This is a genomic window from Pseudomonas sp. D1-36, from assembly GCF_051132205.1.
Lineage (GTDB): Bacteria > Pseudomonadota > Gammaproteobacteria > Pseudomonadales > Pseudomonadaceae > Aquipseudomonas.
In genome coordinates, this window is record NZ_CP071674.1 from 1,058,670 (window position 1) to 1,085,152 (window position 26,483).

The following is a 26,483-nucleotide window of genomic DNA, read 5'->3' on the forward strand; positions in this document are numbered from 1 at the left end:
AAATGCCAACCCTTGGCAGGGTGAAGTGTTGGCGATCAAAACCCAACTGCATTGCGCAAGCTGCTTTAGAGGTCGTGAGATGAGTAAAAACAGGTACCCCCGATTACTAGGCTTGTTGCCGCTGCTCGGCACGTTGCTGCTGGGAGGCTGCAACATGACCCTGCTCGATCCCAAGGGCCAGGTCGGCCTGGATGAACGAAACCTGATCATCACCGCCACGCTGCTGATGTTGCTGGTCGTTGTGCCGGTTATCGTCATGACGTTCTTGTTCGCCTGGAAATACCGCGCGTCCAACACCAGTGCCACCTACACCCCGAAATGGTCCCACTCGACCAAGATCGAAGTCGCGGTGTGGACCATTCCGGTATTGATCATCATTGCCCTGGGTTACATCACCTACAAGTCGACCCACGCACTGGACCCGTACCGTCCGCTGGATTCCGACGTCAAGCCAATCACCATTGAAGTGGTCTCGATGGACTGGAAGTGGCTGTTCATCTATCCGGAACAAGGTATCGCCACGGTCAACAAGATCGTGTTCCCGGCCCACACGCCGATCAACTTCAAGGTCACCTCCGACACCGTGATGAACTCGTTCTTCATCCCGGGCCTGGGCGGCCAGATCTACGCGATGGCCGGCATGCAGACCAAGCTGCACCTGATCGCCAACCAGAACACCGAACTTGAAGGTATCTCCGCCAACTACAGCGGCGCGGGTTTCACCGGCATGAAGTTCAAGGCGACCGCCACCACCCAGGAAGAATTCGACGCCTGGGTAAACGAAGTGAAGAAGGCACCTAAACAGCTTGAAAAAGCTGAATACGAAGCCCTTTCCAAGCCGAGCCAGAACAACCCAGTCGAACTCTACTCGTCGGTCACGCCGAACCTGTTCCAGACCATCATCGATAAGTATGAAGGGATGAATCCGGGCAAGCCGATGCATCACGAGAAGAAAGAGAAGGAAGTGGCCCACAACATGGAAGGGATGGACATGAGCTCGCATTCAGCTGCCGGGGCAGAGGAGTAAACGATGTTTGGTAAATTAAGTTGGGAAGCGATCCCGTTCCACGAGCCGATTGTCATGGTGACCCTCGCCATCATCGGGCTCGGTGGCCTGGCGCTGTTTGCGGGTATCACTTATTTCAAGAAGTGGACGTACCTGTGGACTGAATGGTTGACCTCGGTCGACCACAAGAAGATCGGCGTGATGTACATCATCGTCGCCATGGTCATGTTGCTGCGCGGTTTTGCCGACGCGATCATGATGCGTACCCAGTTGGCCATGGCCACCGAGGGCTCGCCCGGCTACCTGCCGCCTGAACACTATGACCAGATCTTCACCGCCCACGGTGTGATCATGATCATTTTCATGGCGATGCCATTCTTCACCGGCCTGATGAACCTCGCAGTGCCGCTGCAGATCGGCGCCCGTGACGTTGCCTATCCGTTCCTGAACTCCTTGAGCTTCTGGCTGCTGGTTTCCGGCGTCGTGCTGATCAACGTTTCCCTGGGTGTCGGCGAATTCGCCAAGACCGGTTGGGTTGCCTATCCGCCGTTGTCGGGGCTGCAATACAGTCCGGGCGTGGGGGTGGACTACTACATCTGGGCGCTACAGCTATCCGGGTTGGGAACAACGCTGACAGGGGTCAACTTCCTGGCCACCGTGCTGAAGATGCGTACCCCTGGCATGAAGCTGATGGACATGCCGATCTTCACCTGGACCTGCACCTGGGCCAACGTGCTGATCGTCGCTTCGTTCCCGATCCTCACCGCTACACTGGCTCTGCTGACGCTTGACCGCTACATGGATTTCCACATTTTCACCAATGAACTAGGTGGAAATCCGATGATGTACGTCAACCTGTTCTGGGCTTGGGGTCACCCTGAGGTGTACATCCTGATCCTGCCGGCGTTCGGTATCTTCTCCGAAGTCATTTCGACCTTCTCCGGCAAGAAACTGTTTGGCCACCACTCGATGATCTACGCTTCGGGCGCGATCTCGGTACTGGGCTTCATGGTCTGGCTGCACCACTTCTTCACCATGGGTTCGGGTGCAAGCGTCAACGCCTTCTTCGGCCTGGCGACCATGCTGATCTCGATCCCGACGGGTGTGAAGCTGTTCAACTGGCTGTTCACCATCTACCAGGGCCGCCTGCGTTTCACCAGCCATGTGCTGTGGACTCTGGGCTTCATGGTGACCTTCGCCATCGGCGGTATGACCGGCGTACTGCTGGCCATTCCGGGTGCTGACTTTGTGCTGCACAACAGCCTGTTCGTGATCGCGCACTTCCATAACGTGATCATCGGCGGCGCCGTGTTCGGCTACATCGCGGGCTTTGCGTTCTATTTCCCGAAAGCGTTCGGCTTCAAGCTGCACGAAGGCTGGGGCAAGGCAGCGTTCTGGTTCTGGATCTCGGGCTTCTTCGTCGCGTTCATGCCGCTCTATGCACTGGGCTTCATGGGCATGACCCGTCGCCTGAACGCCACCACCAACCCTGAGTGGGTGCCGTACCTGTACGTCGCCATGTTCGGCGCGGTGATGATTGCCGTGGGTATCGCCTGCCAGCTGATCCAGTTGTACGTCAGCGTGCGTGACCGCAAGAAGCCGGAAAACATGTGCGAACACGGTGACCCGTGGAATGCCCATACCCTGGAATGGTCGACTTCTTCGCCACCACCGTTCTACAACTTTGCCGTGCTGCCGAAAGCGGACGTCATCGACCCGTTCACCGAAGCCAAGGAAAACGGCACCGCGTACCAGGCTCCGGCCAAGTACTCGCCGATCCACATGCCCAACAACACCGCCACCGGTGTGGTCATGGGCGGGCTGTTGACCGTGTTCGGTTTCGCGATGATCTGGCACATCTGGTGGCTGGCCATCGCCAGCCTGGTCGGCACCGTGGTGTATTTCGCCATCCATGCCGCCCGTGACGATCAGGGCTACATGGTGCCGGTGGATGTCATCGAACGCATCGAAGCCGAGCAGCACAAGCGTCTGGTCGCGGCCGGGAAAGTCCCTGCCACCGCCACCCGTGTTGAAACCTCGTTGGAACAGGCTTAAACCATGTCGAACTTAGTGACCAATGTTGGACACGCCCATGGTCATGACCATGGGCACGATGACCATCACCACGACTCGGGCGAGATGACCGTATTCGGTTTCTGGCTCTACCTGATGACCGACTGCATTCTGTTTGCGTCGATCTTCGCGGTGTACGCGGTGCTGGTTAACAACGTCGCCGGTGGCCCGTCGGGCCACGACATCTTCGAACTGCCTTATGTACTGGGCGAAACCGCGCTGCTGCTGTTCAGTTCGATCACCTACGGCTTCGCCATGCTGGCGTTGTACAAGGGCAAGAAGACCCAGGTCCTGGGCTGGTTGGCGATGACCTTCCTGCTGGGCGCCGGCTTTATCGCCATGGAGATCAATGAGTTCCATATCCTGATCGCCGAAGGCTACGGCCCGAGCCGCAGCGGTTTCCTGTCCGGGTTCTTCACCCTGGTCGGCACCCACGGTCTGCACGTGACCAGCGGTCTGATCTGGATGGCGATCATGATGTACCAAGTCCAGAAAAACGGCCTGACCGCCACCAACAAGACGCGCCTGAGCTGCCTGAGCCTGTTCTGGCACTTCCTGGACGTGGTGTGGATCTGCGTATTCACCGTTGTTTATCTGATGGGGACCCTGTAAATGGCTAACGCTCATTCCCATGATGGCCACGACGCCGGCCACGGCAGCGTCAAGTCCTACGCCATCGGTTTCATCCTGTCGGTGATCCTGACCGTCATTCCGTTCGGCCTGGTGATGTACCCATCGCTGCCCAAGAGCCTGACGCTTTGGATCATTCTGATCTTCGCCGTGGTCCAAGTATTGGTCCACCTGGTGTACTTCCTGCACCTGGACCGTTCGGCCGCCCAGCGTAACAACGTGATTGCGTTTGTCTTCGCTGCGCTGGTGATCGTACTGCTGGTCGGCTTGTCGCTGTGGATCATGTTCAGCATCCACACCAACATGATGGCGCACTGAGGAAAGTCCGGATGTCACTGAAGCACTTTATCCAAATCACCAAGCCGGGGATCATTTTCGGTAACGTGCTTTCTGTGGCGGGCGGGTTTTTCCTGGCCTCGAAGGGGCATGTCGATCTGGCCATCTTCCTGGCGGCGATGATCGGCACTTCCCTGGTGGTGGCGTCCGGTTGCGTGTTCAACAACTGCATCGACCGTGATATCGACATCAAGATGGAACGCACCAAGAACCGGGCGCTGGTCCAAGGCCTGATTCCGGTGCAACTGGCCCTGGCGTTTGCCACGGTGCTGGGTGTGGCCGGCGTGGCGCTGCTGTACTGGGTCGCCAACCCGCTGGCGGCGTTGTTCGCGGTGATCGGCTTTGTCATCTACGTCGGCCTCTACAGCCTGTACCTCAAGCGCAAGTCGGTTCACGGCACGCTGGTGGGCAGTCTGTCGGGGGCGATGCCGCCGGTGATCGGTTATGTCGCGGTCAGCAACAGCTTCGACATGGCGGCGGTGACGCTGCTGGTGATGTTCAGCCTGTGGCAGATGCCGCATTCCTATGCCATCGCGATCTTCCGCTTCAATGATTACCTGGCGGCCTCGATTCCGGTATTGCCCGTCAAGCGCGGTATCCAGGTGGCCAAGAAACACATCCTGCTCTACATCCTGGCCTTCCTCGTGGCGACCTTGATGCTGACCTTCAGCGGCTACGCCGGCATGAGCTACCTCGCCGTCGCCGCTGCCATGGGCATGTACTGGCTGTACATGGCCTGGACCGGCTACAAGGCGGTGGATGACACGGTCTGGGCACGCAAGCTGTTCGTGTTCTCGATCTTCACCATCACTGCCCTGAGCGTGATGATGTCCCTGGATTTCAAGGTGTCGAGTGAGTTGTTGCTGACTTACGCGCCTTAAGCGACAGAGGCAGTAAAAAAAGCCCCGCCTTCGAGAGAAGTGCGGGGCTTTTTCTTGGGTGTTACTTGGGACTTCTGTGGGAGCGAGCCTGCTCGCGAATGCGCCCGTTCAGCCAACATCACCTCAAATGATCCACCGCATTCGCGAGCAGGCTCGCTCCCACAAGGGACTCGACTCGACGCGGGCTTATTTTATTGCTGGGCGATGCTGTAGCCGTCGAACGCTTTCTGCTGTTGCAGGGCAGTGACGATGCTTTTACGGGTAACTGGTTGTTCGGTGCCGTCATTGTCCAGGAAGGTCTCGCTTTCCAGTTCGGCTTCGTCGCCTTCACCAACAAAGTTGAAACCCAGGAACTCGAAGGCCTCGCGGTCGACGTTCGGCTTGGAGCGCGGGGTGCGCAGGGGCAGGGTGACGCTGATGCCGTCCTTGCTGATGACGAACACCTCGGCTTCCTTTTTGGGCCGCGAGGCCTTGCCTTTGCTACCGCTTGGGTTGCTGATCGCCTGGTGGGTCTGGTTCAGCACTTTCAAGGCCAGGCCGTAGACCAGTTCCTGGAAATCCGCATCATCCTTGTAGCTGGAGAGAATGCGGCTGATGGGGAAGCGGCTGCTCAGGTCTTCCAAAGCAGCAAAATCCGCAGCTTCGGCGTCCTTGAGTTGCTTGAGCTGGCCCATCAGTTCGTAGGCCTTGTCGTCATCGAACGCGTCGTGAGCCTGGCGGATGGCGGTGCGCAGTTCGCGGATCTGGTCGCTTTCGCGGTTCGACTGGAACGCATCCAGGACCATCTCGCTGATGGTCTTGGCCTGGGGCAGATGCTGTGAAAGATTGATGGAGTTTTCGTATTCCGCTTTGGACGACAGGGTGATTACGGATTCAGCGGTATTGGAATCGGACATTGAAATTTCACTACTTCTGTTAGCGGGATATGGCGAGAAAGGGGTTGAGCTTTTTTCCGGCCGCCTAATCTATTGGACGCGGGCGGCGTTGTCACGGTCGGACCGGTCGCCGGTACGCATTTCATCCGCGCAACAGCGCCATCAACCGCAACGCGTCCGGGGTCGCTGCGCCGCTGGCCGTGTTATCGAATATGCACCAGGTCGGTGTGTCCGGGGCGGCTTTCAAGGCTTGGGCGATTTGCTTGAGCCGGACATCATCGTAAGGGGTGTAATAAATCTTCGGCGAGCCGTGCATACGGTAATAACGAATGCCGGGCCACCCCGCCGGTTGGTCGCCCCCCGGCAGCGGCGAGGGATCGGCGGCCACGCGACCGATTCGCTGGGTCTGCAGCATCGCCATGGCGGGTGGTGCGAGCCAGCTCGGGTGTCGAGGTTCAAGCACCGCATCGCCTTGGTAACGATCACGCAAAACCTTGAAGAAGGTCTCGGCCTGGGCGTCGTCAAAGGCCAGCGATGGTGGCAGTTGAATCAGCAGGCAACCGAGTTTTTCCCCCAGTTGCGAGCACTGCCCGAGGAATTCTTCCACAAGCCCCTCGCAATCGACCAAGCGTCGTTCGTGAGTGATCTGCTTTGGCATTTTCACCGAGAAGCGAAATTCTGCGGCCACGCTGTCCGCCCATTTTGCATACGTGGCGGGGCGGTGCGGGCGATAGAACGAACTGTTGATCTCCACGGCTGGAAAGCGTGCGCTGTAGCGCTGCAGATGGGTGCCTTCATCGGGAAAGGACGGCCATTGCGCCTTGGGCAATGACCAGCCCGCGCAGCCCAGGAAATGGATTGAAGAGCGTGAGAGTCGAGTTGCCAATGTGGGAGGCCTGATTGCGGGGACAAAGCTATGACCGCAACAAACGCCTCATGGATTCATTCTTCGCAAGCAGAGGTCAGTCGCATATCACGTTCTTGCCGGCCATCTTCGAGCGATACAGCGCCTGGTCCGCCCGATCCATCAATACCTCTTGGGTTTCGTCTTCGATCCGCTGCACCACACCAAAACTCATGGTGATCTGGAAATCCCCTACCGGGAGCAGGTCGGACAGGCCGCGGCGTATGGTTTCGGCCATCAAGACCGCATCGGCCAAGGATGTATTTGGCAAAATCATGATGAATTCATCGCCCCCCCAACGCACCAACAGGTCGCTGTCGCGCTCACAACGCTTGACCGCCTGCACCACTTGCACCAGCGCCGCATCACCGAATGCATGGCCGTATCGATCGTTGATGTCCTTGAAATCGTCGATGTCCATGGCGATCAGCGACAACGGTTCGCGAAAGCGCTGGGCGCGTTCGCAAGCCTGAGGCAGCGTCTGCTCCAGGCGATACCGATTAGCGACCAGGGTCAATGCGTCGGTTTCGGCGAGCCTGCGGTTTTCGTCGAGTTGGATCTGCAATTGATGGTTGACCCGCGACAACTCACGGGTGCGCTCTTCGATGACCGCTTCCAGGGATTTGTTGCGCCGTTCAAGTTGCTCGAACAGACGCTTCTTGTCGTCGATGCTGCGATGGGCGCCGATCATTCGGGCCACGCTGCCGTCGGGGTTGCGAGCGATGACGTAGCCGCGGTCTTCGATCCAGATATACGAGCCGTCATGCGTGCGACAGCGGTATTCGGCTTGGTATTTTGCCGAGCGTTGTTGAAGGTAGTCATCGAACAGTGACATCACCTGGGGGTAATCCTGCGGATGGATCACGCTCTCCCAAGTCAACACGGTGTTGCTCAGCGAATGAGGCGAGTAGCCGAGCATGGTGTACCAACCGGGGTTGCGATAAACGAACCCGGTATTGGCGTTCCAGTCCCAGATGCCATCGCTGACCAGTTCCATGATGGTGTGCAGCACGCTTTCGTCCAGATCGGACAAATCGAACCGCAGCAAATCGATCTTCGAGGCGTCGTCCATCATTGTTCCCTCAATCAGCCCTGATATCAAAATGCTCTCCGAGGGTGAAGAGTAGCCGATGGGCTTAGGGGTCACTAGGGGTGACATGGTGCATCTGAAGTAGCGCCTTAAGGCTACAAATCAAGAAGTAGCCTTTTCAGGCTACTGGTCGGCGATCAACTTTAATGCATTCATGACGAGCAGCCCTGTTCCTATGCTCAAGGTAAAGCTGAGTAGGGTGCCTAATAATACGTATTCGCTGATGGACCGTACTTTGGCATTCTGGATTTCATTGAAGCGAAGGATGCTTTTTGCGGTGAGAAGAAAACCGACGGCCTCCCATTGCTCCAGCAAGACAAATGTCAATATGAGTAATCGCTCCAGATAGCCGATCAATGTCCCTGCGTTGGTCAAGGAGCCTACAGTGTCGATTTCTTTAATCCATGGACTGAGTACTGTGCCAATCAATGCTGAAGCGGGTCGTAGCATCGCGAGATAGGCGAGGCCAACCGTAAGATTTGTCGTGGTCATTAGTTTTGCCAGAGCGCCTTGAACACTCGCAGCACTGCTGTCAGAGAGCAGGCAGATCGTGGCCAGGCTGGCAACTAGAACAGTTTGTCGGGCAAGCAGAGCCCATAGCGGTGATTTGGTAGGGTCATGAATAAAGATGAGGGTAATCAGTTTGGCGGTTGCCATCAACAATCCGGCTTTAGTGGCTAAAGCACCGGTTTGCCCCGCCAGTATCAGCAGCAGGGAAAAAACTGCGAAATAGATACCTAGCATGATCAGGTTGCAGGCGATTTGTCGGGTACGGCTGGCGGAGGTTTTTGATGTGAAATAACCGGATATTCAGAAGTCCAGAAGCACATGCGCGAATAACAGGATTACGAGCAATCTTGACGATTCAATCACTGCCCAGCTCCTTGATCCACCGGCTGGTGCTTGCCAGGTATTTGTCCAGTAAACGCGCTTGGGCGCGCTGCAGAGCTTTGTTGATGGTGACCCGGGACTTGCCTAGGCTGTGGGCGATGGTTTGTTGGTTGGTTTCCTCTATCAGGTGCAGCGCATAGGTCTGGGCTTCGACCACTGTCCATTCCTCCAGTACGGCTGCAACGAACTCTGTTACCAATCCTGCGCGCTCTTGGAATTCCTGGTGATTGCAGAACACGGCCAGCGTATTTTTTTTCATGCTATCGAGCCCTTGGCCGGAAAGGACGAAAGCTTCACCATAGGTTTGCGATTTGCGTGCCGAGCCAATGCCCACGGCGATGCGCGCATCCCAACGCTCGCCTTCGGGGCTGGCCTCGATCAAGGCGGCTCGCAAGGCGATGGCACAGTGGAAAGCTTGTTCGGGCTGGCTCATCAAAAGTTGAAAACCGTCACCTCTAAAAATGTCCGCTTTCGCTTGGTAGCGTTTTTCCTGCTGTCCCAACACCTTTTCCAGGCGTGCGATGTACGCAAGGGTATTCCCTGCGCTCTGCGAGTGAATCAGGTCACCGGTCAATACCGCTTCTGGCTTCATTGATTGAATGTGCTCAGTCGTTAGAATCTAAAAAGTAGCCTTTAAAAGCTACTTCTACAATAGTAGCCTTAAAAGGCAAATTTCTCTATCCGACGGGCCTCGCCCAGTACTCCAGGGCAAACTCGACAAAACTGCGCAGCTTCGGCAAACGGTAGCGATCCTGGGCGTACATCAGGCTCATCGGGCGATGAGGCAGTTGATAGTCCTGGAGCAGCGCCACCAGATGCCCTTCCTGCAGATCCTTTGCCACCAGCGCGTCGGGCAGCATTACCACGCCCATGCCGGCCAGCGCGGCACGGTGCAAACCCGAAGAGCTATTGATCAGCATCGGGCCGGTCACCGGGATTTTGACTTCGCCTTCCGGGCCGTTGATTGGCCAGTGCTCCTGGGCGAAGCGCCATTCATCGCCGGCGGAATAGGCAAACGACAGGCAATCATGGAGTCGCAAATCGTCGGGCTTGCACGGTGTGCCTCGCCGAGCGAGGTAAACGGGAGACGCGCAGATGGTCAGGGTGTAGTCCACCAAGGGGCGGGCGATCAGCTTCGGATCGGGGAGCCCCAGTCGGATGGCGACATCGAAGCCATGGTCGAGCAGGTCGAGGCGCTGGTTGGTCAGTACCACATCGAGCTTGACCTGTGGGTAGCGCTGGCTGAACTCGGCCAGTGCTGGCGCCAGGCGCTCCGTGCCGAAGGTCAGCGGCGCGGTGATGCGCAAGGTGCCGGTGGGGTCGCCTTGGGTCTGTTCCGCCAGGCGCTCTGAGTCGGCGACCAGCCCGAGCACCTCCAGGCAACGTTGGTAATAGGCTGAGCCGAATTCCGTCAAGCGTTGACGACGAGTCGTACGATTGATCAGGCGCACGCCGAGGCGTTGTTCCAGCGCACGAAGATGATTGCCTACCATGGTGGTCGACAATTCGCACGCCAGGGCTGCCGCTGTCAGGCTGCCCGTCTCCACGACTTTTACGTAAACAGTCATTGCCTGGAACAAGTCCATTATCAAGCTCGGCTTATAAATGATTGAAGTGAAGCAGCGTTTATCCATCGAGGGTGGCTAACCATACTGGAAAAAACCACCCGATGGAGCTAGATGTCATGACCGCCGCTTGCCTGATGAGCACTTACCAACCTCTGGCACTGAGTTTCACCCATGGCCTGGGGACTCGCCTGTGGGACCAGGACGGCCGCGAGTACCTCGATGCGGTGGCGGGTGTGGCGGTGACCAACGTCGGGCACTCCCATCCCCGGCTGGTGGCGGCCATCAGTGAGCAGGCCGGCCTGTTGCTGCACACCTCCAACCTGTACAGCATCGACTGGCAACAACGGTTGGCCGGCAAACTCACGCAGTTGTCGGGAATGGACCGGGCATTTTTCAACAACTCCGGAGCCGAGGCTAACGAAACCGCACTGAAACTGGCGCGTCTGCACGGCTGGCACAAAGGCGTCGAGCAGCCGCTGGTGGTGGTCATGGACAACGCCTTCCATGGGCGCACGCTGGGCACGATGTCCGCCAGCGACGGCCCATCGGTGCGGCTGGGATTCAATCGGTTGCCGGGGGATTTCATCAAGGTGCCGTTTGGCGATCTCGCGGCGTTGGAAAAAATCCAGCAAACCCATGGCGAGCGTATCGTCGCGATTCTGGTGGAGCCGATCCAAGGGGAAAGTGGCGTGCAAGTCGCGCCGCCGGGTTACCTGCGGGCGCTGCGGGACCTGTGCAGCCGGCGCGCCTGGTTGCTGATGCTCGACGAGATCCAGACCGGCATCGGCCGCACCGGCCAATGGTTTGCGTTCCAGCACGAAGGCATCGTGCCGGACGTCATGACTCTTGCCAAAGGCTTGGGCAATGGCGTCCCCATCGGTGCCTGCCTGGCCCGGGGCAAAGCCGCCGAGCTGTTCACGCCCGGCAGTCATGGGAGTACGTTTGGCGGCAATCCCCTGGCCTGCCGTGTGGGTTGCACGGTGCTGGACATCATTGAGGAGCAAGGCCTGGTGGCGAACGCCGGGCGTCAGGGCGCACAGTTGCTCAGCCGGCTGCGGGCTGAGTTGGCGGATAACCCGAACGTGTTGGAGGTCCGAGGCCAAGGGTTGATGATTGGCATCGAACTCAAGCAACCGGTCCGTGACCTGACCCTTCGTGCTGCCCGGGACCATGGCCTGCTGATCAACGTCACCCGGGGCAAGACCATCCGCCTGTTGCCGCCGCTGACGATTGACGGGCGGGAAGTGGAGATGATCGCCAGGGGCGTGAGCCGCAGCCTTGCGCAGGTGTGAATGCTCAAGGTCGGGCGATGGCGGGTGTTGTTCAGTCAGGGCGAAACGCAGCGCAACGGGACGGAATTTTTAACGATTGCCGCGTTCCAACGCCCGCCAGAGTCGATTGCCTACACTTTGGCAACCAGACTGAAAATCCCAGGAGCATCTTCATGTTCACCTCGCGTCGCTTGATCGTTGTCGCTACCGCCGTGGCCCTGTTGTCCGGCTGTGCGTCGCCCAACCCCTATGACAATCAGGGCCAGGCCTCTACCGACTCGTCGGGCATGAGCAAAACCGCCAAGTACGGTGGCCTCGGTGCGCTGGCCGGGGCACTGGCCGGTGCGGCCATCGGTCACGATAACCGGGGCAAGGGTGCGTTGATCGGCGCTGCGGTGGTTGGCGCCTCGGCGGCCGGCTACGGCTACTACGCCGACCAGCAGGAAAAGAAGCTGCGTGCGAGCATGGCCAATACCGGCGTTGAGGTGCAGCGCCAGGGCGACCAGATCAAGCTGATCATGCCGGGCAACATCACCTTCGCCACCGACTCGGCGAACATCGCCTCCAGTTTCTACCAGCCGCTGAACAACCTGGCCAACTCCCTCAAGGAATTCAACCAGAACCAGATCGAAATCGTCGGCTACACCGACAGTACTGGCAGCCGTCAGCACAACATGGACCTGTCCCAGCGCCGTGCCCAGAGCGTGGCGACCTACCTGACGTCCCAGGGCGTGAGCGGTGCCAACCTCTCGGCCCGTGGCGCCGGCCCGGACAACCCGGTGGCGAGCAACAGCGACGTCAACGGCCGTGCGCAGAACCGTCGCGTCGAGGTCAACCTCAAGGCTATTCCGGGGCAGCAGTACCAGGCGCCGGAGCAGCAGGGGCAGACTTACCAGCAGTATCCTTGATCGCTGGGCTGTAAACGAAAGGGGGCCCCCGAAAATGGGGTCCCTCTTTTTTTGCGACTGGCGTTTGGGCTTTTGTGGCGAGGGAGCTTGCTCCCGCTGGGCTGCGAAGCAGTCCTGAGATCATTCGCCTTGATTCTCCTGACACACCGTGTTCGCTGATTTGGGCCTGCTGCGCAGTCCAGCGGGAGCAAGCTCCCTCGCCACGGAGGTGTTCACTTGAGTAATTAGGGGTCAATTCGCCTCTTTCACCGCACTCAAGAACGCACACGTACGCTCCTGCTGCGGGTTTTCGAAAATCTGCGCCGGGGTGCCCTGTTCGTGAATCTGGCCCTTGTAGAAAAAGCACACCCGGTCTGCGAACTCCCGGGCAAAGCCCATCTGGTGAGTCACCATCAGCATCGTCAGGTTGTATTCGGCGCCGAGTTTGCGGATAACGTTCAAGACTTCGCCGCACAGCTCCGGATCCAGCGCAGAGGTCACTTCGTCAAACAGCATCACCTTGGGCCGCATCGCCAGCGCCCGGGCAATCGCTACCCGCTGTTGCTGGCCGCCAGACAGCTGCGACGGGTAATGGTCTAGCTTGTTGCCCAGGCCCACCAGCTCCAGCAGGTCGGCGGCACGCTCGCGGGCTTCTTTCGGGTTCATGCCCAGCACTTGCACGGGCGCCTCGATGACGTTCTGCAGCGCGGTCATGTGGGGAAACAGGTTGAAGCTCTGGAATACCATGCCGATCTTGCCGCGCACCCGGCGGATGTGTCGGTCGTTCGCGGGCACCAGCACGCCGTTGCGGTTGGGCATGTGGGTCAGCGAATCATCCTCGATGCGGATCTGGCCCTGGTCGATACCCTCCAGGGTCATCAACACCCGCAACAGCGTCGATTTGCCGGAACCACTGGGGCCGATGATCGCGACTTTTTCACCGGGCGCGACATCCAGGTTCAAATGGTCGAGCACTGTGAAGCTGCCGTAGCTTTTGGTCACGTCCTGGAAACTCACAATTGGCCGGGACGGTGTCGGGACGTTCATGGCCGGGGCCTCCTGCTGCGATGCCAGCGTGCTGCGCCGGGACAGATCGGTGGGCGTGGACAGAGGTAAAGTCATTAGCGTAGCTCCATGCGCGTTTCAAGGCGCCGTACCAGATAAGCCAAGGCGAGGCTCAGGGCGAGGAAGAACAGGCCGACCAGGGTGATCGGTTCCAGGTAGCGGAAGTGCTCGGAGCCGATATTCTTGGCCTGCTGCATGATTTCCACCACGGTGATCGCCGACAGCACCGGCGTGTCCTTGAGCATTGCCACCAGGTAGTTGCCCAGCGGCGGCACGATGGGGCGCAATGCCTGGGGCAGGATGATGTTGCGGTACGCGTCGTATGGCGCGATGTTCAATGCTGTCACCGCTTCCCACTGCGCCCGAGGCACCGCGTCGAGGCCGCTGCGATAGACCTCGGCAATGTAGCAGGCGTAGTGCAGGCCGATGCCCACGATGCCAACCTGCATGGCCGTCAGGCTCAGGCCGTAGTTGGGCAGCACGTAGTAGAGGAAGTACACCTGGATCAGCAACGGCGTGCTGCGGATGAATTCGATCACCGCCGTGGCCGGCCACGACAGCCAGAATCGGCGGCTGCGCAGGCCAATCGCAAGGAACAGCCCCAGCACGATTGCAATCACAAAGCCGATCAAGGTGATGCCCACGGTGTTGAGGGAGGCGCGCAGCAGGTCCGGGAGAATTTGCGCGGCGTAAGACCAGTCGAACAGTGTCATGACAGACCTCCACGCATCCGGCCCCGGCTCAGCCGCCGCTCGATGTTGCGCATGCCGAAGTTGATGGCCTGGGCGAGGATGAAATACATCACCAGCGCCAGGCTGAAGATCTCCAGGGTCTGGAACGTTGCCTGATCCAACTGGCGCGCCCGGAAACTCAGGTCCGACAAGGTGATCAGCGATACCAGCGACGTGTTCTTCAGCAACTCGATCAACAAATTGGTGCCGGGTGGAATGGCCGCCAGCAACGCCTGGGGCAGGATGATTCGCTTGAAGCGCGTGAAACCGCTGAAGTTCAGCGCCGTGCAGGCCTCGTATTGGCCCTTGGCGACTGAGCTGATGGCGCCGCGCATCACCTCGGCCCCGTACGCGCCAATGTGCAGGCCCAGGCCGACAATCGCCACGGCGTAGGGGCTCAGCTCGATGTTGAACGGCGGCAGCGGCAGCACGAAGAACAGCCAGAACAATTGCACCAGCAGCGACGTGCCTCGGAACACTTCGATGTAGGTGATGGAAAACCAGCGCAACGCGCGCCACGGCGACAGCCGTCCGAGGGCTGCGAGTACCGCCGCGACAATCGCCAGCAGCGAGCCGAAGAAAGTCACCTGGAGTGTGACCCAGGCCCCTTGAATCAATAACGGAAGTAATTCGCCCATGGTTCAACCCGATGTCCGATGAAGCAGGGAACGGGCATCACGCACCGCGCGTCATGCCCGTTTCGGCGTGCCATTAGGGCTGAGCGCAGAGCTCGGCCGCGGTCTTGCTGGTGACGTTGGATTTGTCGAAACCGAACGGCGCGACGGCCTTGAGGTGTTCTTCCGACCCGAGCCATTTTTTCAGCTCGGCGTTGACCGCGTCGCGCAGGTCCTTGTCTTCGGGACGGAAGGCCAGGGCGCCATAGCCGATGTGGGACGGGTCGTCCTTGAATTCAGTCATCGCCTCGACCTTGTCACCGCCCTTGGCGGCCAGGCCTTTCATGGTCAGTTGGGTGCCGACAGCGGCGTCGGCGCGACCGGCGCGTACGGCTTGCAATTGCGCGGTGGTGTCGGGCACCTGGAGAATCTGTTCATCCTTGACCCCGGAATCACGAGCGTACGCCAGGTTCACCGTGCCGGCCATGATTGCCAGCTTCACATCCGGTTGCTTGGCGATGTCTTCATAACTGTGAAGTTTTTTCGGGTTGCCCTTGGCCACCAGCAAGGCATCGGGCAGCTGGTATTGCGGATCGGTGAACAACACTTGCTTGCAGCGTGCCGGGGTGATGTACATGCCGGCGGCAATCACATCGAAGCGACCCGCGCGCAGCCCAGGGATCAGCGAGCCCCATTCGGTGAGCACGCCGTTGACCTGTTTGATGCCCATTTTGGCGAAGATGATCTTGGCAATCTCCGGCGATTCACCCGTGACGGTGCCGTCGGTTTCGGTGAAGGCAAACGGGGTTTCGTTGGCGTAGCCGATGCGGATGCTGCTGTCGCTTTTGATGGTGTCCAGCGTGGCGGCCTGGACGCTGCCGGCCAGGCCCAGTGCGGCACAGGTCAACAAGATCCGACGCAAGGGTGCGCAGGTGCCGGGAAGAAAATTGCTCATCGATAAAATCTCCTGTTTCTTGTGGATCCGTCAGCGGACGGTTCTGTGTTAGGAGGCAGTGTGACAAGAGCAAAGCGTACGGCGGCGGATCCGGGCGAGGCCTGGAATCGGTAGCGGCGCCGGTACAGGTCGATCCGGCTTTTTGTCGGGGTAATGAACCCGCCTGGACGATGACCTTGGACCGAGCATACAAAAGCCCCGGCGCGGATTGTATTGCACTAGGACAATTGCTTTGGCGCGATGGCCGCGCAATGCTGTGCGCACCCGTTCTCACGCTGGTTGCAGCCGTTATGGATAAATGGAAGTCAGCCCTGGACCTCGCCCGCAGTGGTGAATCCAAATACAAGATCCTGGTGCAGGCGATCGCCGATGACATCGAACAGGGCGCCTTGGCCAACGACCAGCGCCTGCCGCCGCAACGGCAGGTAGCCGACGCCATGGGCATCAGCGTGCAGACCGTCACCAATGCCTACAAAGAATTGGAGCGCCAAGGGCTGGTACGTTGCGAAGTAGGGCGCGGCAGTTTCGTCTCGCGGCGCATGAGCGACCGGGTCGCCACTTACATACTCGACAGCCCCGAGCGGGCGCTGGTGGATTTTTCCATCACGCGCATTCTCCACACCCGCGAGCACGACCAGTTCTGGCGCGACACCTGCGCCGAGCTGAGCACCGAAGAAGACCAGCCCTGGATCCATGCGTTTCGTCCGATAGCCGGTTTTGAATCCCATCGCGAAGCGGCGGTGCAATGGATCGGGCGCCAAGGCCTGAAGGTCGATCGCAACGATGTGCTGATCACCAATGGCGCCGCCCATGGCATTTTTCTCGCCCTGGCATCCCTCGCCGGGCCCGACGATGTGGTGCTCTGCGAAGGGCTGACCGACCACGGCGTGATCGGCAACTCCCAGGTGCTGGGCTTTACCCTCAAGGGTCTGGACACTGACCGCCATGGCATCGATCCCGAACACTTCGAGGACATGTGCAGCAACGAGCGCATCACCGCCCTGGTGTGCACGCCAAACTTGAACAACCCCACCACCAGCCTGATGCCCGACGCCCGTCGCCGGGAAATCGCCGAGATCGCCCGACGGTTTGGCGTGCATATCATCGAAGACGATGTGTACGGTCCGCTGCTGGACGAACGCCGCGCGCCGCCCATCAGCCACTACCTGCCGGAGCTGTCGTTCTATTGCACGAGCATGACCAAGTCCGTGCTCACGGGGTTGCGGATCGGTTATCTGGTGGTGCCCAAGCGCCTGGCGCTGCGCACCGAAAGCATTCTGCGCGTCAACAGTTGGATGGCCACGCCGATGGTCTCGGAAATCGCCGCCCGCTGGATCCGCGACGGCCGCGCCGATTCGCTGCTGCATCTTCAACGGCGCCTGTTGGCCGGACGCCAGGCGATGGTCACCGAATACATGGGTGAGCATGTATTGGCCCAGCATCCTCATGCCTTGAATGCCTGGATCGGCATCCCGCCGCACTGGGAAGTGGACAGCCTGGTGCGGGCGTTGCGCCACAAGCATATCGCCGTCACGTCCCCCGATCCGTTCACTGTACGCGGCACCCCCAGGCCGCGCGCGGTGCGGGTGTGCGTCGGCGCCGAATGCAGCGATGAAGAAATGCGCCATGCGTTGATCGGCATGCGGGAGATCTTCAATCAATATCCGCAGATTCATGATTTTTGATGGGTAAGCGGTGGGCTTACTCCAAAGTTGCAGGTGCTTTTGTGGCGAGGGAGCTTGCTCCCGCTCGGCTGCGAAGCAGTCGTAGAAACAGTTAAACGTCTGCAGGTGCGTCTGGTTGAAAGGAGTTGGGTCTGCTGCGCAGACCAGCGGGAGCAAGCTCCCTCGCCACAGGGAGCGAGGTGTTCTTTGAGGATTGTGGTCATCTCTTTTGGTCGATAGTGAATGCAAACTAAATTGCCCTAGTACATTCATCACCACAATCCGGCCCTCTTAGACTGCGCCCAACACATCTGCTCGGGACGCGGTCATGACAGGGTTGCAGCTTCAGGACATCTACCTCGCTCGCCAGCGCATCGAGTCGCAGGTCAGGCGCACGCCCATGGAGCATTCCCCTAGCCTGTCGCGACGGATGGGCGTGCCCGTATTCCTCAAGCTGGAAGCCCTGCAGATCACCGGCAGCTTCAAGCTGCGTGGCGCGAGCAATGCGGTGGCGCAGCTCAGCGTCGAGCAGAAGGCGCGCGGCGTGGTCACGGCGTCGACTGGCAATCACGGCCGGGCGCTGGCGCACGCCGCGTCGCAACAAGGCGTGCGGGCGATTGTCTGCCTGTCTCACCTGGTGCCATCCAACAAGGTGCAAGCGATTCGTGACCTCGGCGCCGAGGTCTGCATCGTCGGCCAGTCCCAGGACGATGCCCAGCGCGAAGCCGAGCGCATCGCGAACGAGCAGGGCGCGACCTTCCTGCCGCCCTTCGATCACCCGGCGATCATCGCCGGCCAAGGCACCCTCGGCCTGGAAATCCTGGAACAGCAACCGGACGTGGCCCAGGCCCTCGTTCCGTTGTCCGGCGGCGGTCTGTTCGCCGGCGTTGCCCTGGCCCTCAAAAGCGCCAATCCAGCGATCCAGGTCCACGGCATCAGCATGGCCCGAGGCGCGGCGATGCACGCCAGCCTTGCCGCTGGGCAGCCCGTGGATGTCGAAGAACTGCCGACCCTGGCCGATTCCCTCGGCGGCGGTATCGGGCTGGACAACCGCTACACCTTCGCCATGACCCGGCAGTTGATCGATGACCTGCACCTGCTCTCGGAAGCGTCCATCGCCCATGCCATCCGCCACGCCTATCACCATGAACGCCTGGTGCTCGAAGGCGCCGCGGTGGTGGGCATCGCGGCGCTGCTCGACGGCCTGGTCGAGCCGCGTGGACCCATTGTCCTGGTGGTCAGCGGGCGCAACGTCGACACCGAACAACATGCCCGCGTCATCGCTGGCGCCAACGCCTGATCCCCTTTAACGGAGCCTGCCATGAGTGAAGTCACCCTATTGAGCGAAGCTGACCTGCGCAGCTGCGTGGCCCTCGACCTGGCCAGCGTCGACGCCGTCGAGCAGGCTTTTGTGCTGCTGGCCACCGCCGCCGTGGCGATGCCGCCGATCCTGCGGCTGGACATTCCCGAGCACAACGGCGAGGTGGATGTGAAGACCGCTTACCTGCCAGGCCTTGAACGCTTCGCCATCAAGGTCAGCCCGGGCTTTTTCGACAACCCCAAGCTCGGCCTGCCCAGCCTGAACGGCATGATGATGCTGCTTTCGGCGCGCACCGGCCTGCTGGAAGCGCTGCTGTTGGACAACGGTTACCTCACCGCCGTCCGTACGGCGGCGGCTGGGGCGGTGGCGGCGCGTTGTCTGTCCCGCGAGGACAGCCGCAGCGTGGCGCTGATCGGTGCGGGTGAACAGGCGGCGTTGCAGCTTCAGGCGTTGCGGCTGGTAAGGCCCATCGACGAGGTGCGGATCTGGGCGCGTGATGCACAAAAAGCCCAGGCATTCGGCCTTGCGCTGGCGCGGGACACGGGGCTTGCCGTCACGCCGTGCGACGCCATTGACGCCGCCCTGGAAGGCGTGGACATCGCCATCACCTGCACCCCCAGTCGCGAGCCGTTGATCGAAGCCCGTCATTTGCATCCGGGCCTGCACATCACAGCGATGGGCTCGGACGCCGAACACAAAAACGAAATCTCCCCGCAAGCGTTGGCGGCCGTCGATTGCTATGTCGCCGATCGCCTGAGCCAGACCCGCGTGCTCGGCGAGCTGCACCACGCCTTGGCCGCCGGCACCGTTCGCGATGAGCTGGCGTTGACGGAGCTGGGACAAGTCCTGGCGGGGCAACGGCTGGGGCGCTCCGATGCCGCGCAAGTGACGCTGTGCGATCTCACCGGCACCGGCGCCCAGGACACCGCCATCGCCAACCTGGCGTTCGAGCGGGCGCGGGTGGCGGGCAAGGGCTTTGCGTTCGGTCGCTAGATCATTTTGTTCATGAGTCATTCAACAGAGGGCAGGTGGATGTCAGAGATAGTCGTCAATCTTCCGTTCCAGCGGGAGGAATACGCCCAGCGCCTGGCAAAGGTTCGCGCGGCCATGCAGGCCCAAGGTCTGGAGCTGTTGCTGGTCACCGATCCGTCGAACATGGCCTGGCTCACCGGCTATGACGGTTGGTCGTTCTATGTGCATCAGTGCGTGCTGCTGGCGCTGGACGGCGAGCCCGTGTGGTTCGGTCGCGGCCAGGATGCCAACGGTGCCAGGCGCACGGTGTTCATGCAGGCCGACAACATCGTCGGCTACCCGGACATCTACGTGCAGTCCCGCGAGCGCCACCCCATGGACTATTTGTCCCGCGAGGTGATCATCGCCCGTGGCTGGGGCGCCCTGAGCATCGGCGTGGAGATGGACAACTACTACTTCAGCGCCGCCGCCTACCTGTCCCTGCAAAAACATCTGCCCGACGCGACGCTGGTGGATGCGGCGGGGTTGGTGAACTGGCAGCGCGCCGTCAAGTCGCCCCAGGAAATCGCCTACATGCGCATCGCCGCGCGCATCGTCGAGAACATGCATGGGCGGATCCTGGAACGGATAGAGCCGGGCATGCGCAAGAACGAACTGGTGGCCGAGATCTACAGCAGCGGCATCCTCGGTGCCGACGGCCATGGCGGCGACTACCCGGCCATCGTGCCGCTGCTGCCCACCGGCGCCGACGCCAGCGCGCCGCACCTGACCTGGGACGATTCGCCGTTCGAAAAGGGCGCCGGCACCTTCTTTGAAATCGCCGGTTGCTACAAGCGTTACCACTGCCCGCTGTCGCGCACCATTTACCTGGGCAAGCCGCCGCAACATTTCCTCGACGGTGAAAAAGCCGTGGTCGAGGGCATCGCCGCCGGCCTGGACGCGGCCAAGCCTGGCAATACCACGGGCGACATCGCCGTGGCGTTTTTCAAGGTGCTGGAGAAGTTTGGCATCCACAAGGACAGCCGTTGCGGCTACCCCATCGGCATCAGTTATCCGCCGGATTGGGGCGAGCGCACCATGAGCCTGCGTCCCGGCGACAACAGCGTGTTGCAACCGGGCATGACGTTTCACTTCATGCCCGGGCTGTGGATGGATGATTGGGGCCTGGAGATCACCGAGAGCATCCTGATCACCGAGACTGGCGTCGAGACGCTGTGCAATGTGCCTCGTCAATTGTTCGTGAAGGATTGACCCATGACTGAATTGCCGATCAACCCCATTAGCGCCACGGTGGATTTCACCCGCGAAGGCGTGCAACACGGCTTCCTCAAGCTGCCGTATTCCCGGGACGATTCGGCCTGGGGCGCGGTGATGATTCCCATCACCGTGATCCAGCGCGGCAGCGGCCCGACCGCGCTGCTCAGTGGTGGCAACCACGGCGATGAATACGAAGGCCCGGTGGCCCTGAGCAAACTGGCCCAGCAATTGACCGCCGATGAAATCAGCGGACGCGTGATCATCGTGCCGTTCATGAACACCCCGGCGTTCCATGCCGGGCGCCGGACTTCGCCCATCGACAAGGGCAACCTCAACCGCAGCTTTCCCGGGAGGCCAGACGGCACCGTCACGGAAAAAATCGCCGACTACTTCAACCGCACCTTGCTGCCCCTGGCCGACATTGTCCTGGACATTCATTCCGGTGGCCGGACCCTGGATTTCCTGCCATTCGCCGCCTGCCACGTCTTGCCGGACAAACAGCAACAGGCCCGCTGCGAGGCCGGGATGCTGGCCTTCAACGCGCCGTATTGCATGCGCATGCTGGAGCTGGACGCAGGGTCGATGTACGACACCGCCGCCGAGTCCCAGGGCAAGGTGTTCGTCACCACCGAGCTGGGCGGCGGCGGTTCGTCCACCGCCCGCAGCGTGGCGATTGCCGAGCGTGGGGTGCGCAACGTGCTGATCCACGCCGGCATCCTGCGGGGCTCTATCGAGTTACAGCCGTCGTTGGTGCTCGACATGCCGGACGCCAGTTGTTTCATCGCCAGCGAGCACAACGGTTTGCTGGAGATGTGCCGCGACCTCGGTGAAAACGTGAGCAGAGGCGAGGTGGTGGCGCGCATCCATGACACCACCCGCAGCGGCGTCGCCCCGGTCGAGTACCGCGCCGCCCGCAGCGGCCTGCTCGCGGCCCGGCATTTTCCCGGGCTGGTGCAGTGTGGCGATACGTTGGTGGTGATTGCGGATGTATTGGCGTAATGCACCTCAACTGACACACACACACTGTGGCGAGGGAGCTTGCTCCCGCTCGGCTGCGAAGCAGTCGTCGCTTTTTGATCTGAGCGATTACGAAGCTGCTATTGGGGCCGCTGCGCGGCCCAGCGGGAGCAAGCTCCCTCGCCACAGGGACGGTGTGAAATTTGAATTGTCTGGAGAGCCCTGCCCCATGCACAAGCTCGATCGCTACGACTTGAAGATCCTGCAAATCCTCGCCGACGACGGACGGATCACCAAGTCGAGCCTGGCCGAAGCCATCAACCTGTCGGTGACGCCGGCCTGGGAGCGGGTGCGCAAGTTGGAAGCGGCGGGCCTGATCGTTGGCTATCGGGCGCAGATCGATTGGGGCGCGGTGTTCAAGCGTCAACAAGTGTTGGTGGAGATTTCCCTGGCCCGGCACACCGCCCAGGACATGCGTCGTTTCGAACAGCGCATGGTCGCCGCGCCCGAAGTGGCGTTCTGTTATGCCACCGGCGGCGGGGTGGATTACCTGGCAATGATCCAGGCGCCCGACGTCGATGCCTATCAACGTTTCGTCGACCAATTGCTGCTCGAACACCTTGGCATCGAACGCTACTTCACCTACATCGTCACCAAGACCATCAAGACCGCCGGTGCGTTGCCGGCGGAGCTGGCATCGCCCTCCTGAGCACCGCAGAAACCACTTTACGCCCTGTTCTTTCCAGAAAAAAACCAAGGTCTGAGGCTGCTCAAACGCCCGAAAACCCAAGCGTCGCTGCCCTAGCATGGGTTCACGCACACGCTCTGGAGTGAACGCCATGCCTTACCAACATCCGCTGTTGTTCAAAGCGCTTTGCTACGTCGACGGCCATTGGGTCCACAGCGACAGCGGCCACAGCGTCGCCGTCCACAACCCGGCCAACCGCACGGTCGTCGGCCATGTGCCGATGCTCGACCCGCCGCAGATCGTCGCGGCGGTGGACGCGGCGCATCGCGCATTCCCAGCGTGGCGCGAACTGGGCCTGGATAGCCGTGGCGCGTTGCTGCGGCGCTGGGCGCAGTTGATCACCGAGCACCGCGAGGATCTGGCGCGCATCCTGAGCCTGGAGCAGGGCAAGCCGTTGGCCGAGTCCCGTGGCGAAATCGCCTATGCCGCCAGCTTTATCCCTTGGTTCGCCGAAGAAGCCCGACGCCTCTACGGCCAGAACATCCCCAGCCATATCCCCAACGCGCACCTGGGCACGATCAAGGAACCGGTGGGCGTCTGCGCGCTGCTCACGCCGTGGAACTTCCCCTCGGCAATGATCACCCGCAAGGCCGCCGCCGCGCTGGCTGCCGGTTGCACCGTGGTGATCAAACCGGCCCACGAAACCCCGTATTCAGCCCTGGCCCTGGCCCAACTGGCCGAAGAGGCCGGCTTTCCCGCCGGAGTTTTCAACGTGGTGTTGGGCGAGCCGCAAATGGTCATGGAGACCTTGGTCAAGGACCGCCGCGTACGCTCGGTGAGTTTTACCGGCTCGACCCGGGTCGGCAAACTGGTGCTGCAAGCGGCGGCCCATGATGTGAAGAAAGTCGCGTTGGAGCTGGGCGGCAACGCGCCGTTCATTGTCTGCGCCGATGCCGACCTGACGCTGGCGGTGAAAGTTGCCGTCGAGGCGAAATTCCAGACGTCGGGCCAGGATTGTTGCGCGGCCAACCGGATCATGGTGCAGCGCCCGGTCTACCAGGCATTTCTCACTCGCTTCGCCGCAGCGGTGCGCGCCTTGCGGGTCGGGCCGGCCATGGTCGATCAGCAGGAACAGGAAGTGGACGTCGGTCCGCTGATGCATCAGGCCGCGTTCGATGCGACCTCCGATCGTGTGGCCGACGCCCTGGCGTTGGGCGCTCAACGCCTGGTGGGTGGCGAGGCCCATGCCTTGGGCGGGTTGTTCTACCAACCCACCGTGCTGGCCGATGTCACGCCGCAGATGCGCATCTACCGTGAAGAAAACTTCGCGCCGATCGCCGGGGTGCTGCCGTTCGACACCTTGGACGAAGCCATCGAAATGGCCAACGACACCGAGTACGGACTGGCCGCCTATATTTGCTCCAACCGCCTGGATGTCATTTACCCACTGATCCGCCGTCTCGACCACGCCATGGTTGCGGTCAACGGCGTCAAGTTCACCGGCCACCCGATCCCCTTCGGTGGCATGAAAGCCTCGGGCCTCGGTCGCGAGGGTGGCAGCGAGGGCTTCGAGCCCTTTGTCGAAATCAAATACTTTTGCCTGCACCATCAAGGCCAGTTCCCAGGAGAGTCCGCATGAGCCAAGAACTCAACACGCTGTTCGAACAAGACCGTGCGCATTTCATGCACCCGTCAACCCACGCCCATGACCATGCCAGCGGCGCGCTCAAGGGGCGGATCATCAAGAGCGCGTCGGGCATCCGCATTCGCGATCATGAAGGCCGCGAGTTCATCGATGCCTTTGCCGGCCTCTACTGCGTGAATATCGGCTACGGGCGTACCGAAGTGGCCGATGCCATCTACAAGCAGGCCAAGGAACTGGCCTATTACCACACCTATGTCGGCCATTCGAGCGAGGCGATCATCGAGCTGTCCAGCCGCATCATGGACTGGGCGCCGGAGGGGATGAAGAAGGTTTATTACGGCTTGTCCGGCTCCGATGCCAATGAAACCCAGATCAAACTGGTGCGTTACTACAACAACGTGCTGGGCCGGCCCCAAAAGAAGAAAATCATTTCCCGCGACCGTGGCTACCATGGCTCGGGCATCATGACCGGCAGCCTGACCGGGCTGCCCGCCTTCCACCAACATTTCGACCTGCCGGCGGAGGGCATCAAGCACACCGTTTGCCCGCATTGGTATCGCAAGGCCCCGGCGGGGATGGACGAAGCGACGTTCGTGCGTTATTGCGCCGATGAACTGGAAAAAATGATCCTCGCCGAAGGCCCCGACACCGTGGCGGCACTCATCGGCGAACCGCTGATGGGCACTGGCGGCATCATTGTCCCGCCCGCCGGTTACTGGGAGGCGATCCAGGCCGTACTGAAAAAATACGACGTGCTGTTGATTGCCGACGAGGTGGTTTGCGCGTTCGGTCGCCTGGGTTCGAAGATGGGCAGCCAGCGCTACGGCATGAAGCCGGACCTGATCACTACGGCTAAGGGGCTGACCAGTGCTTATGCACCGTTGTCGGCGGTGATCATCGGCGATAAGGTCTGGAGCGTGATTGAAAAAGCCTCCCAGGCCGAAGGCGCCATGGGCCATGGCTGGACGTATTCCGGGCATCCGATCTGCGCGGCGGCGGCGTTGGCCAACCTCGACATCCTCGAACGGGAAAACCTCACGGCCAACGCCGAGAATGTTGGTGGCTACTTGAACCGTCGGTTGCGTGAAACGCTGGAAGGTCATCCGCTGGTGGGGGAGGTTCGCGGCGACGGCATGCTGGCCGCAGTGGAGTTCATGGCCGACCGTGAACAACGCACGGCGTTCGACCCGGCCCTCAAGGTTGGCCCGAAGGTCTCGGCGGCCTGCCTGGAGCGCGGCATGATCGCCCGCGCCATGCCCCACGGCGACATCCTGGGTTTCGCCCCGCCATTGATCCTGACTCGCGAGGATGCGGACCTGATCGTCGACATCACCAAAGCGGCTATCGATCAGGTGGCGGAAGAAGTGTTGCGCTGAATCCTCTCTAACCTGTGGGAGCGAGCCTGCTCGCGAAAGCGGTCTGCCTGAGCCGGTGATGTTGGATGTGCCGACGCCTTCGCGAGCAGGCTCGCTCCCACAGGGAATTTGTGGTGGACGCTATATTTGCGCAAGCCCCGATCAAAACTGTGGGAGCGAGCTTGCTCGCGATAGCGGTCTGCCTGAGCCGATGATGTTGGATGTGCCGCCGCCTTCCCGAGCAAGCCCGCTCCCACAGGGATTGTCAGTGGTCGCAGGATTTTTGTTCACCACTCCCACAGGGAATTTTCTTGAGGCAAAAAAACGCCCGCCTGATCACGGGATCGGGCGGGCTTTTTGGTGTCGCTTGGAAATTACTTCTTCAAACCGTAATGCTCATCGAGCATCCCGGGCGAATTCGGGGCCTTTGGGGCGTAGTCCCGTGGCGGTTCCTGGATCCCTTTCGGTGGGGTCAGGCGTTCCCGTGGGCTCTGCGTCGCATCGGCTTGCAGGGCGGCGAGCAGGCGCTGGCGGGTCTGTTCGTCAAGGGCCAGGCGGTTGGCGCCCTCGGACAGATGATCCTGGACTTCCTGGTAGCTCTGGGTGAGTTTTTTCACCAGGGAGGCGGTGCTGTTGAAGTGAGTGACCACTTCATTCTGATAACTGTCGAAACGTTCCTGGATGTCGTCCAGCTGACGTTGGGTGCTGTTGGGCACCGCGTTGGGCAGCAGGCGGGCAATCAGGAAACCAATGGCGACACCGGCAACCAGGGCAAGAGTCGGCAACAGCCAAACTAAGAGCGAGTGTTCCACGAGTCCTTCCTCTATAAACGGCTTTGCTTTACGTT

At 60.7% G+C, this 26,483-nt stretch carries 26 protein-coding genes; 15 read left to right on the forward strand and 11 right to left on the reverse strand.

Annotated features, from left to right (window positions below; all coding sequences use genetic code 11):
* Positions 1-79 precede the first annotated feature (79 nt).
* Genes cyoA through cyoE form a run of 5 tightly spaced genes read left to right on the forward strand, consistent with a single transcriptional unit; the run spans position 80 to position 4,926 of the window.
* The gene (gene cyoA / locus J3P76_RS04730; RefSeq protein WP_420765460.1) at positions 80-1,027 is read left to right on the forward strand and encodes a ubiquinol oxidase subunit II; all 948 of its coding nucleotides are present in this window, start codon (positions 80-82) and stop codon (positions 1,025-1,027) included.
* A gap of 3 nt (positions 1,028-1,030) precedes the next feature.
* Entirely contained in the window at positions 1,031-3,061 is a 2,031-nt protein-coding gene (gene cyoB, locus J3P76_RS04735; protein ID WP_420765459.1) for a cytochrome o ubiquinol oxidase subunit I, read from the forward strand.
* A gap of 3 nt (positions 3,062-3,064) precedes the next feature.
* Positions 3,065-3,691 (forward strand): cytochrome o ubiquinol oxidase subunit III, encoded by a 627-nt coding sequence (locus tag J3P76_RS04740; protein WP_039591598.1) that lies wholly within the window; start codon positions 3,065-3,067, stop codon positions 3,689-3,691.
* A complete protein-coding gene (gene cyoD / locus J3P76_RS04745) occupies positions 3,692-4,027 on the forward strand; it encodes a cytochrome o ubiquinol oxidase subunit IV (RefSeq protein WP_039591596.1) in 336 nt (111 codons plus the stop codon). It abuts the gene before it with no gap.
* 11 nt (positions 4,028-4,038) lie between these two features.
* Complete coding sequence (gene cyoE / locus J3P76_RS04750; protein ID WP_434675879.1) at positions 4,039-4,926, forward strand: heme o synthase; 888 nt, start codon at positions 4,039-4,041, stop codon at positions 4,924-4,926.
* Positions 4,927-5,117: 191 nt separating this feature from the next.
* On the opposite strand, the gene J3P76_RS04755 is transcribed toward cyoE, so the two are convergent.
* The 6 genes from J3P76_RS04755 to J3P76_RS04780 form a co-directional block, all read right to left on the reverse strand.
* Entirely contained in the window at positions 5,118-5,822 is a 705-nt protein-coding gene (locus J3P76_RS04755; RefSeq protein WP_420765457.1) for a hypothetical protein, read from the reverse strand.
* Between the two features lie 121 nt (positions 5,823-5,943).
* Entirely contained in the window at positions 5,944-6,687 is a 744-nt protein-coding gene (locus tag J3P76_RS04760) for a DUF72 domain-containing protein (RefSeq protein WP_434607684.1), read from the reverse strand.
* Between the two features lie 76 nt (positions 6,688-6,763).
* On the reverse strand, positions 6,764-7,777 hold the full coding sequence (locus J3P76_RS04765) for a sensor domain-containing diguanylate cyclase (protein ID WP_434564149.1): 1,014 nt from the start codon (positions 7,775-7,777) through the stop codon (positions 6,764-6,766).
* A 141-nt stretch (positions 7,778-7,918) separates the two neighbouring features.
* Entirely contained in the window at positions 7,919-8,539 is a 621-nt protein-coding gene (locus tag J3P76_RS04770; protein WP_434701594.1) for a hypothetical protein, read from the reverse strand.
* Between the two features lie 121 nt (positions 8,540-8,660).
* Complete coding sequence (locus J3P76_RS04775; RefSeq protein WP_420765454.1) at positions 8,661-9,278, reverse strand: hypothetical protein; 618 nt, start codon at positions 9,276-9,278, stop codon at positions 8,661-8,663.
* An 85-nt stretch (positions 9,279-9,363) separates the two neighbouring features.
* Positions 9,364-10,272 (reverse strand): LysR family transcriptional regulator, encoded by a 909-nt coding sequence (locus J3P76_RS04780; protein ID WP_434701595.1) that lies wholly within the window; start codon positions 10,270-10,272, stop codon positions 9,364-9,366.
* A gap of 98 nt (positions 10,273-10,370) precedes the next feature.
* On the opposite strand from J3P76_RS04780, the gene J3P76_RS04785 reads away from it, so the two are divergent.
* Together J3P76_RS04785 and J3P76_RS04790 are read left to right on the forward strand one after the other, a co-directional pair.
* Complete coding sequence (locus tag J3P76_RS04785) at positions 10,371-11,546, forward strand: aspartate aminotransferase family protein (RefSeq protein ID WP_434675880.1); 1,176 nt, start codon at positions 10,371-10,373, stop codon at positions 11,544-11,546.
* 152 nt (positions 11,547-11,698) lie between these two features.
* Positions 11,699-12,433 carry an OmpA family protein gene (locus tag J3P76_RS04790; RefSeq protein WP_420765451.1) on the forward strand — a complete coding sequence of 245 codons (735 nt, stop codon included), beginning with the start codon at positions 11,699-11,701 and terminating at the stop codon, positions 12,431-12,433.
* Between the two features lie 231 nt (positions 12,434-12,664).
* On the opposite strand, the gene ehuA is transcribed toward J3P76_RS04790, so the two are convergent.
* From ehuA to ehuB, 4 genes are all read right to left on the reverse strand, one after another.
* Positions 12,665-13,534, reverse strand: a complete 870-nt coding sequence (gene ehuA, locus J3P76_RS04795; RefSeq protein ID WP_434675881.1) for an ectoine/hydroxyectoine ABC transporter ATP-binding protein EhuA — start codon at positions 13,532-13,534, stop codon at positions 12,665-12,667.
* Positions 13,534-14,190 carry an ectoine/hydroxyectoine ABC transporter permease subunit EhuD gene (ehuD, locus tag J3P76_RS04800; RefSeq protein WP_434701596.1) on the reverse strand — a complete coding sequence of 219 codons (657 nt, stop codon included), beginning with the start codon at positions 14,188-14,190 and terminating at the stop codon, positions 13,534-13,536. The genes ehuA and ehuD overlap by 1 nt, the downstream gene beginning before the upstream one ends.
* Positions 14,187-14,846 carry an ectoine/hydroxyectoine ABC transporter permease subunit EhuC gene (gene ehuC, locus J3P76_RS04805; RefSeq protein WP_045156852.1) on the reverse strand — a complete coding sequence of 220 codons (660 nt, stop codon included), beginning with the start codon at positions 14,844-14,846 and terminating at the stop codon, positions 14,187-14,189. The genes ehuD and ehuC overlap by 4 nt, the downstream gene beginning before the upstream one ends.
* Positions 14,847-14,919: 73 nt before the next feature.
* Entirely contained in the window at positions 14,920-15,777 is an 858-nt protein-coding gene (gene ehuB, locus J3P76_RS04810; protein ID WP_434675882.1) for an ectoine/hydroxyectoine ABC transporter substrate-binding protein EhuB, read from the reverse strand.
* Between the two features lie 290 nt (positions 15,778-16,067).
* Here ehuB and J3P76_RS04815 point away from each other — a divergent pair, with 290 nt between their 5' ends.
* From J3P76_RS04815 to J3P76_RS04850, 8 genes are all read left to right on the forward strand, one after another.
* Positions 16,068-17,462 (forward strand): PLP-dependent aminotransferase family protein, encoded by a 1,395-nt coding sequence (locus tag J3P76_RS04815; protein WP_420765447.1) that lies wholly within the window; start codon positions 16,068-16,070, stop codon positions 17,460-17,462.
* A gap of 307 nt (positions 17,463-17,769) precedes the next feature.
* Positions 17,770-18,741 carry a hydroxyectoine utilization dehydratase EutB gene (gene eutB / locus J3P76_RS04820; RefSeq protein ID WP_434675883.1) on the forward strand — a complete coding sequence of 324 codons (972 nt, stop codon included), beginning with the start codon at positions 17,770-17,772 and terminating at the stop codon, positions 18,739-18,741.
* Positions 18,742-18,762: 21 nt separating this feature from the next.
* Positions 18,763-19,755 (forward strand): ectoine utilization protein EutC, encoded by a 993-nt coding sequence (gene eutC, locus J3P76_RS04825; protein ID WP_420765445.1) that lies wholly within the window; start codon positions 18,763-18,765, stop codon positions 19,753-19,755.
* 39 nt (positions 19,756-19,794) lie between these two features.
* A complete protein-coding gene (gene doeA / locus J3P76_RS04830) occupies positions 19,795-20,985 on the forward strand; it encodes an ectoine hydrolase DoeA (protein ID WP_434675885.1) in 1,191 nt (396 codons plus the stop codon).
* Positions 20,986-20,988: 3 nt separating this feature from the next.
* Positions 20,989-21,990 carry a N(2)-acetyl-L-2,4-diaminobutanoate deacetylase DoeB gene (doeB, locus tag J3P76_RS04835; protein ID WP_434648888.1) on the forward strand — a complete coding sequence of 334 codons (1,002 nt, stop codon included), beginning with the start codon at positions 20,989-20,991 and terminating at the stop codon, positions 21,988-21,990.
* 187 nt (positions 21,991-22,177) lie between these two features.
* The gene (locus tag J3P76_RS04840; protein WP_434675886.1) at positions 22,178-22,657 is read left to right on the forward strand and encodes an Lrp/AsnC family transcriptional regulator; all 480 of its coding nucleotides are present in this window, start codon (positions 22,178-22,180) and stop codon (positions 22,655-22,657) included.
* 130 nt (positions 22,658-22,787) lie between these two features.
* Positions 22,788-24,275: an NAD-dependent succinate-semialdehyde dehydrogenase gene (locus J3P76_RS04845; protein WP_434701597.1), complete on the forward strand. Its 1,488-nt coding sequence runs from the start codon at positions 22,788-22,790 to the stop codon at positions 24,273-24,275.
* Entirely contained in the window at positions 24,272-25,657 is a 1,386-nt protein-coding gene (locus J3P76_RS04850; RefSeq protein ID WP_434701598.1) for an aspartate aminotransferase family protein, read from the forward strand. Before J3P76_RS04845 ends, J3P76_RS04850 begins: the two co-directional genes overlap by 4 nt.
* A gap of 353 nt (positions 25,658-26,010) precedes the next feature.
* On the opposite strand, the gene J3P76_RS04855 is transcribed toward J3P76_RS04850, so the two are convergent.
* Positions 26,011-26,448, reverse strand: a complete 438-nt coding sequence (locus J3P76_RS04855; RefSeq protein WP_420765439.1) for a YhcB family protein — start codon at positions 26,446-26,448, stop codon at positions 26,011-26,013.
* Positions 26,449-26,483 lie beyond the last annotated feature (35 nt).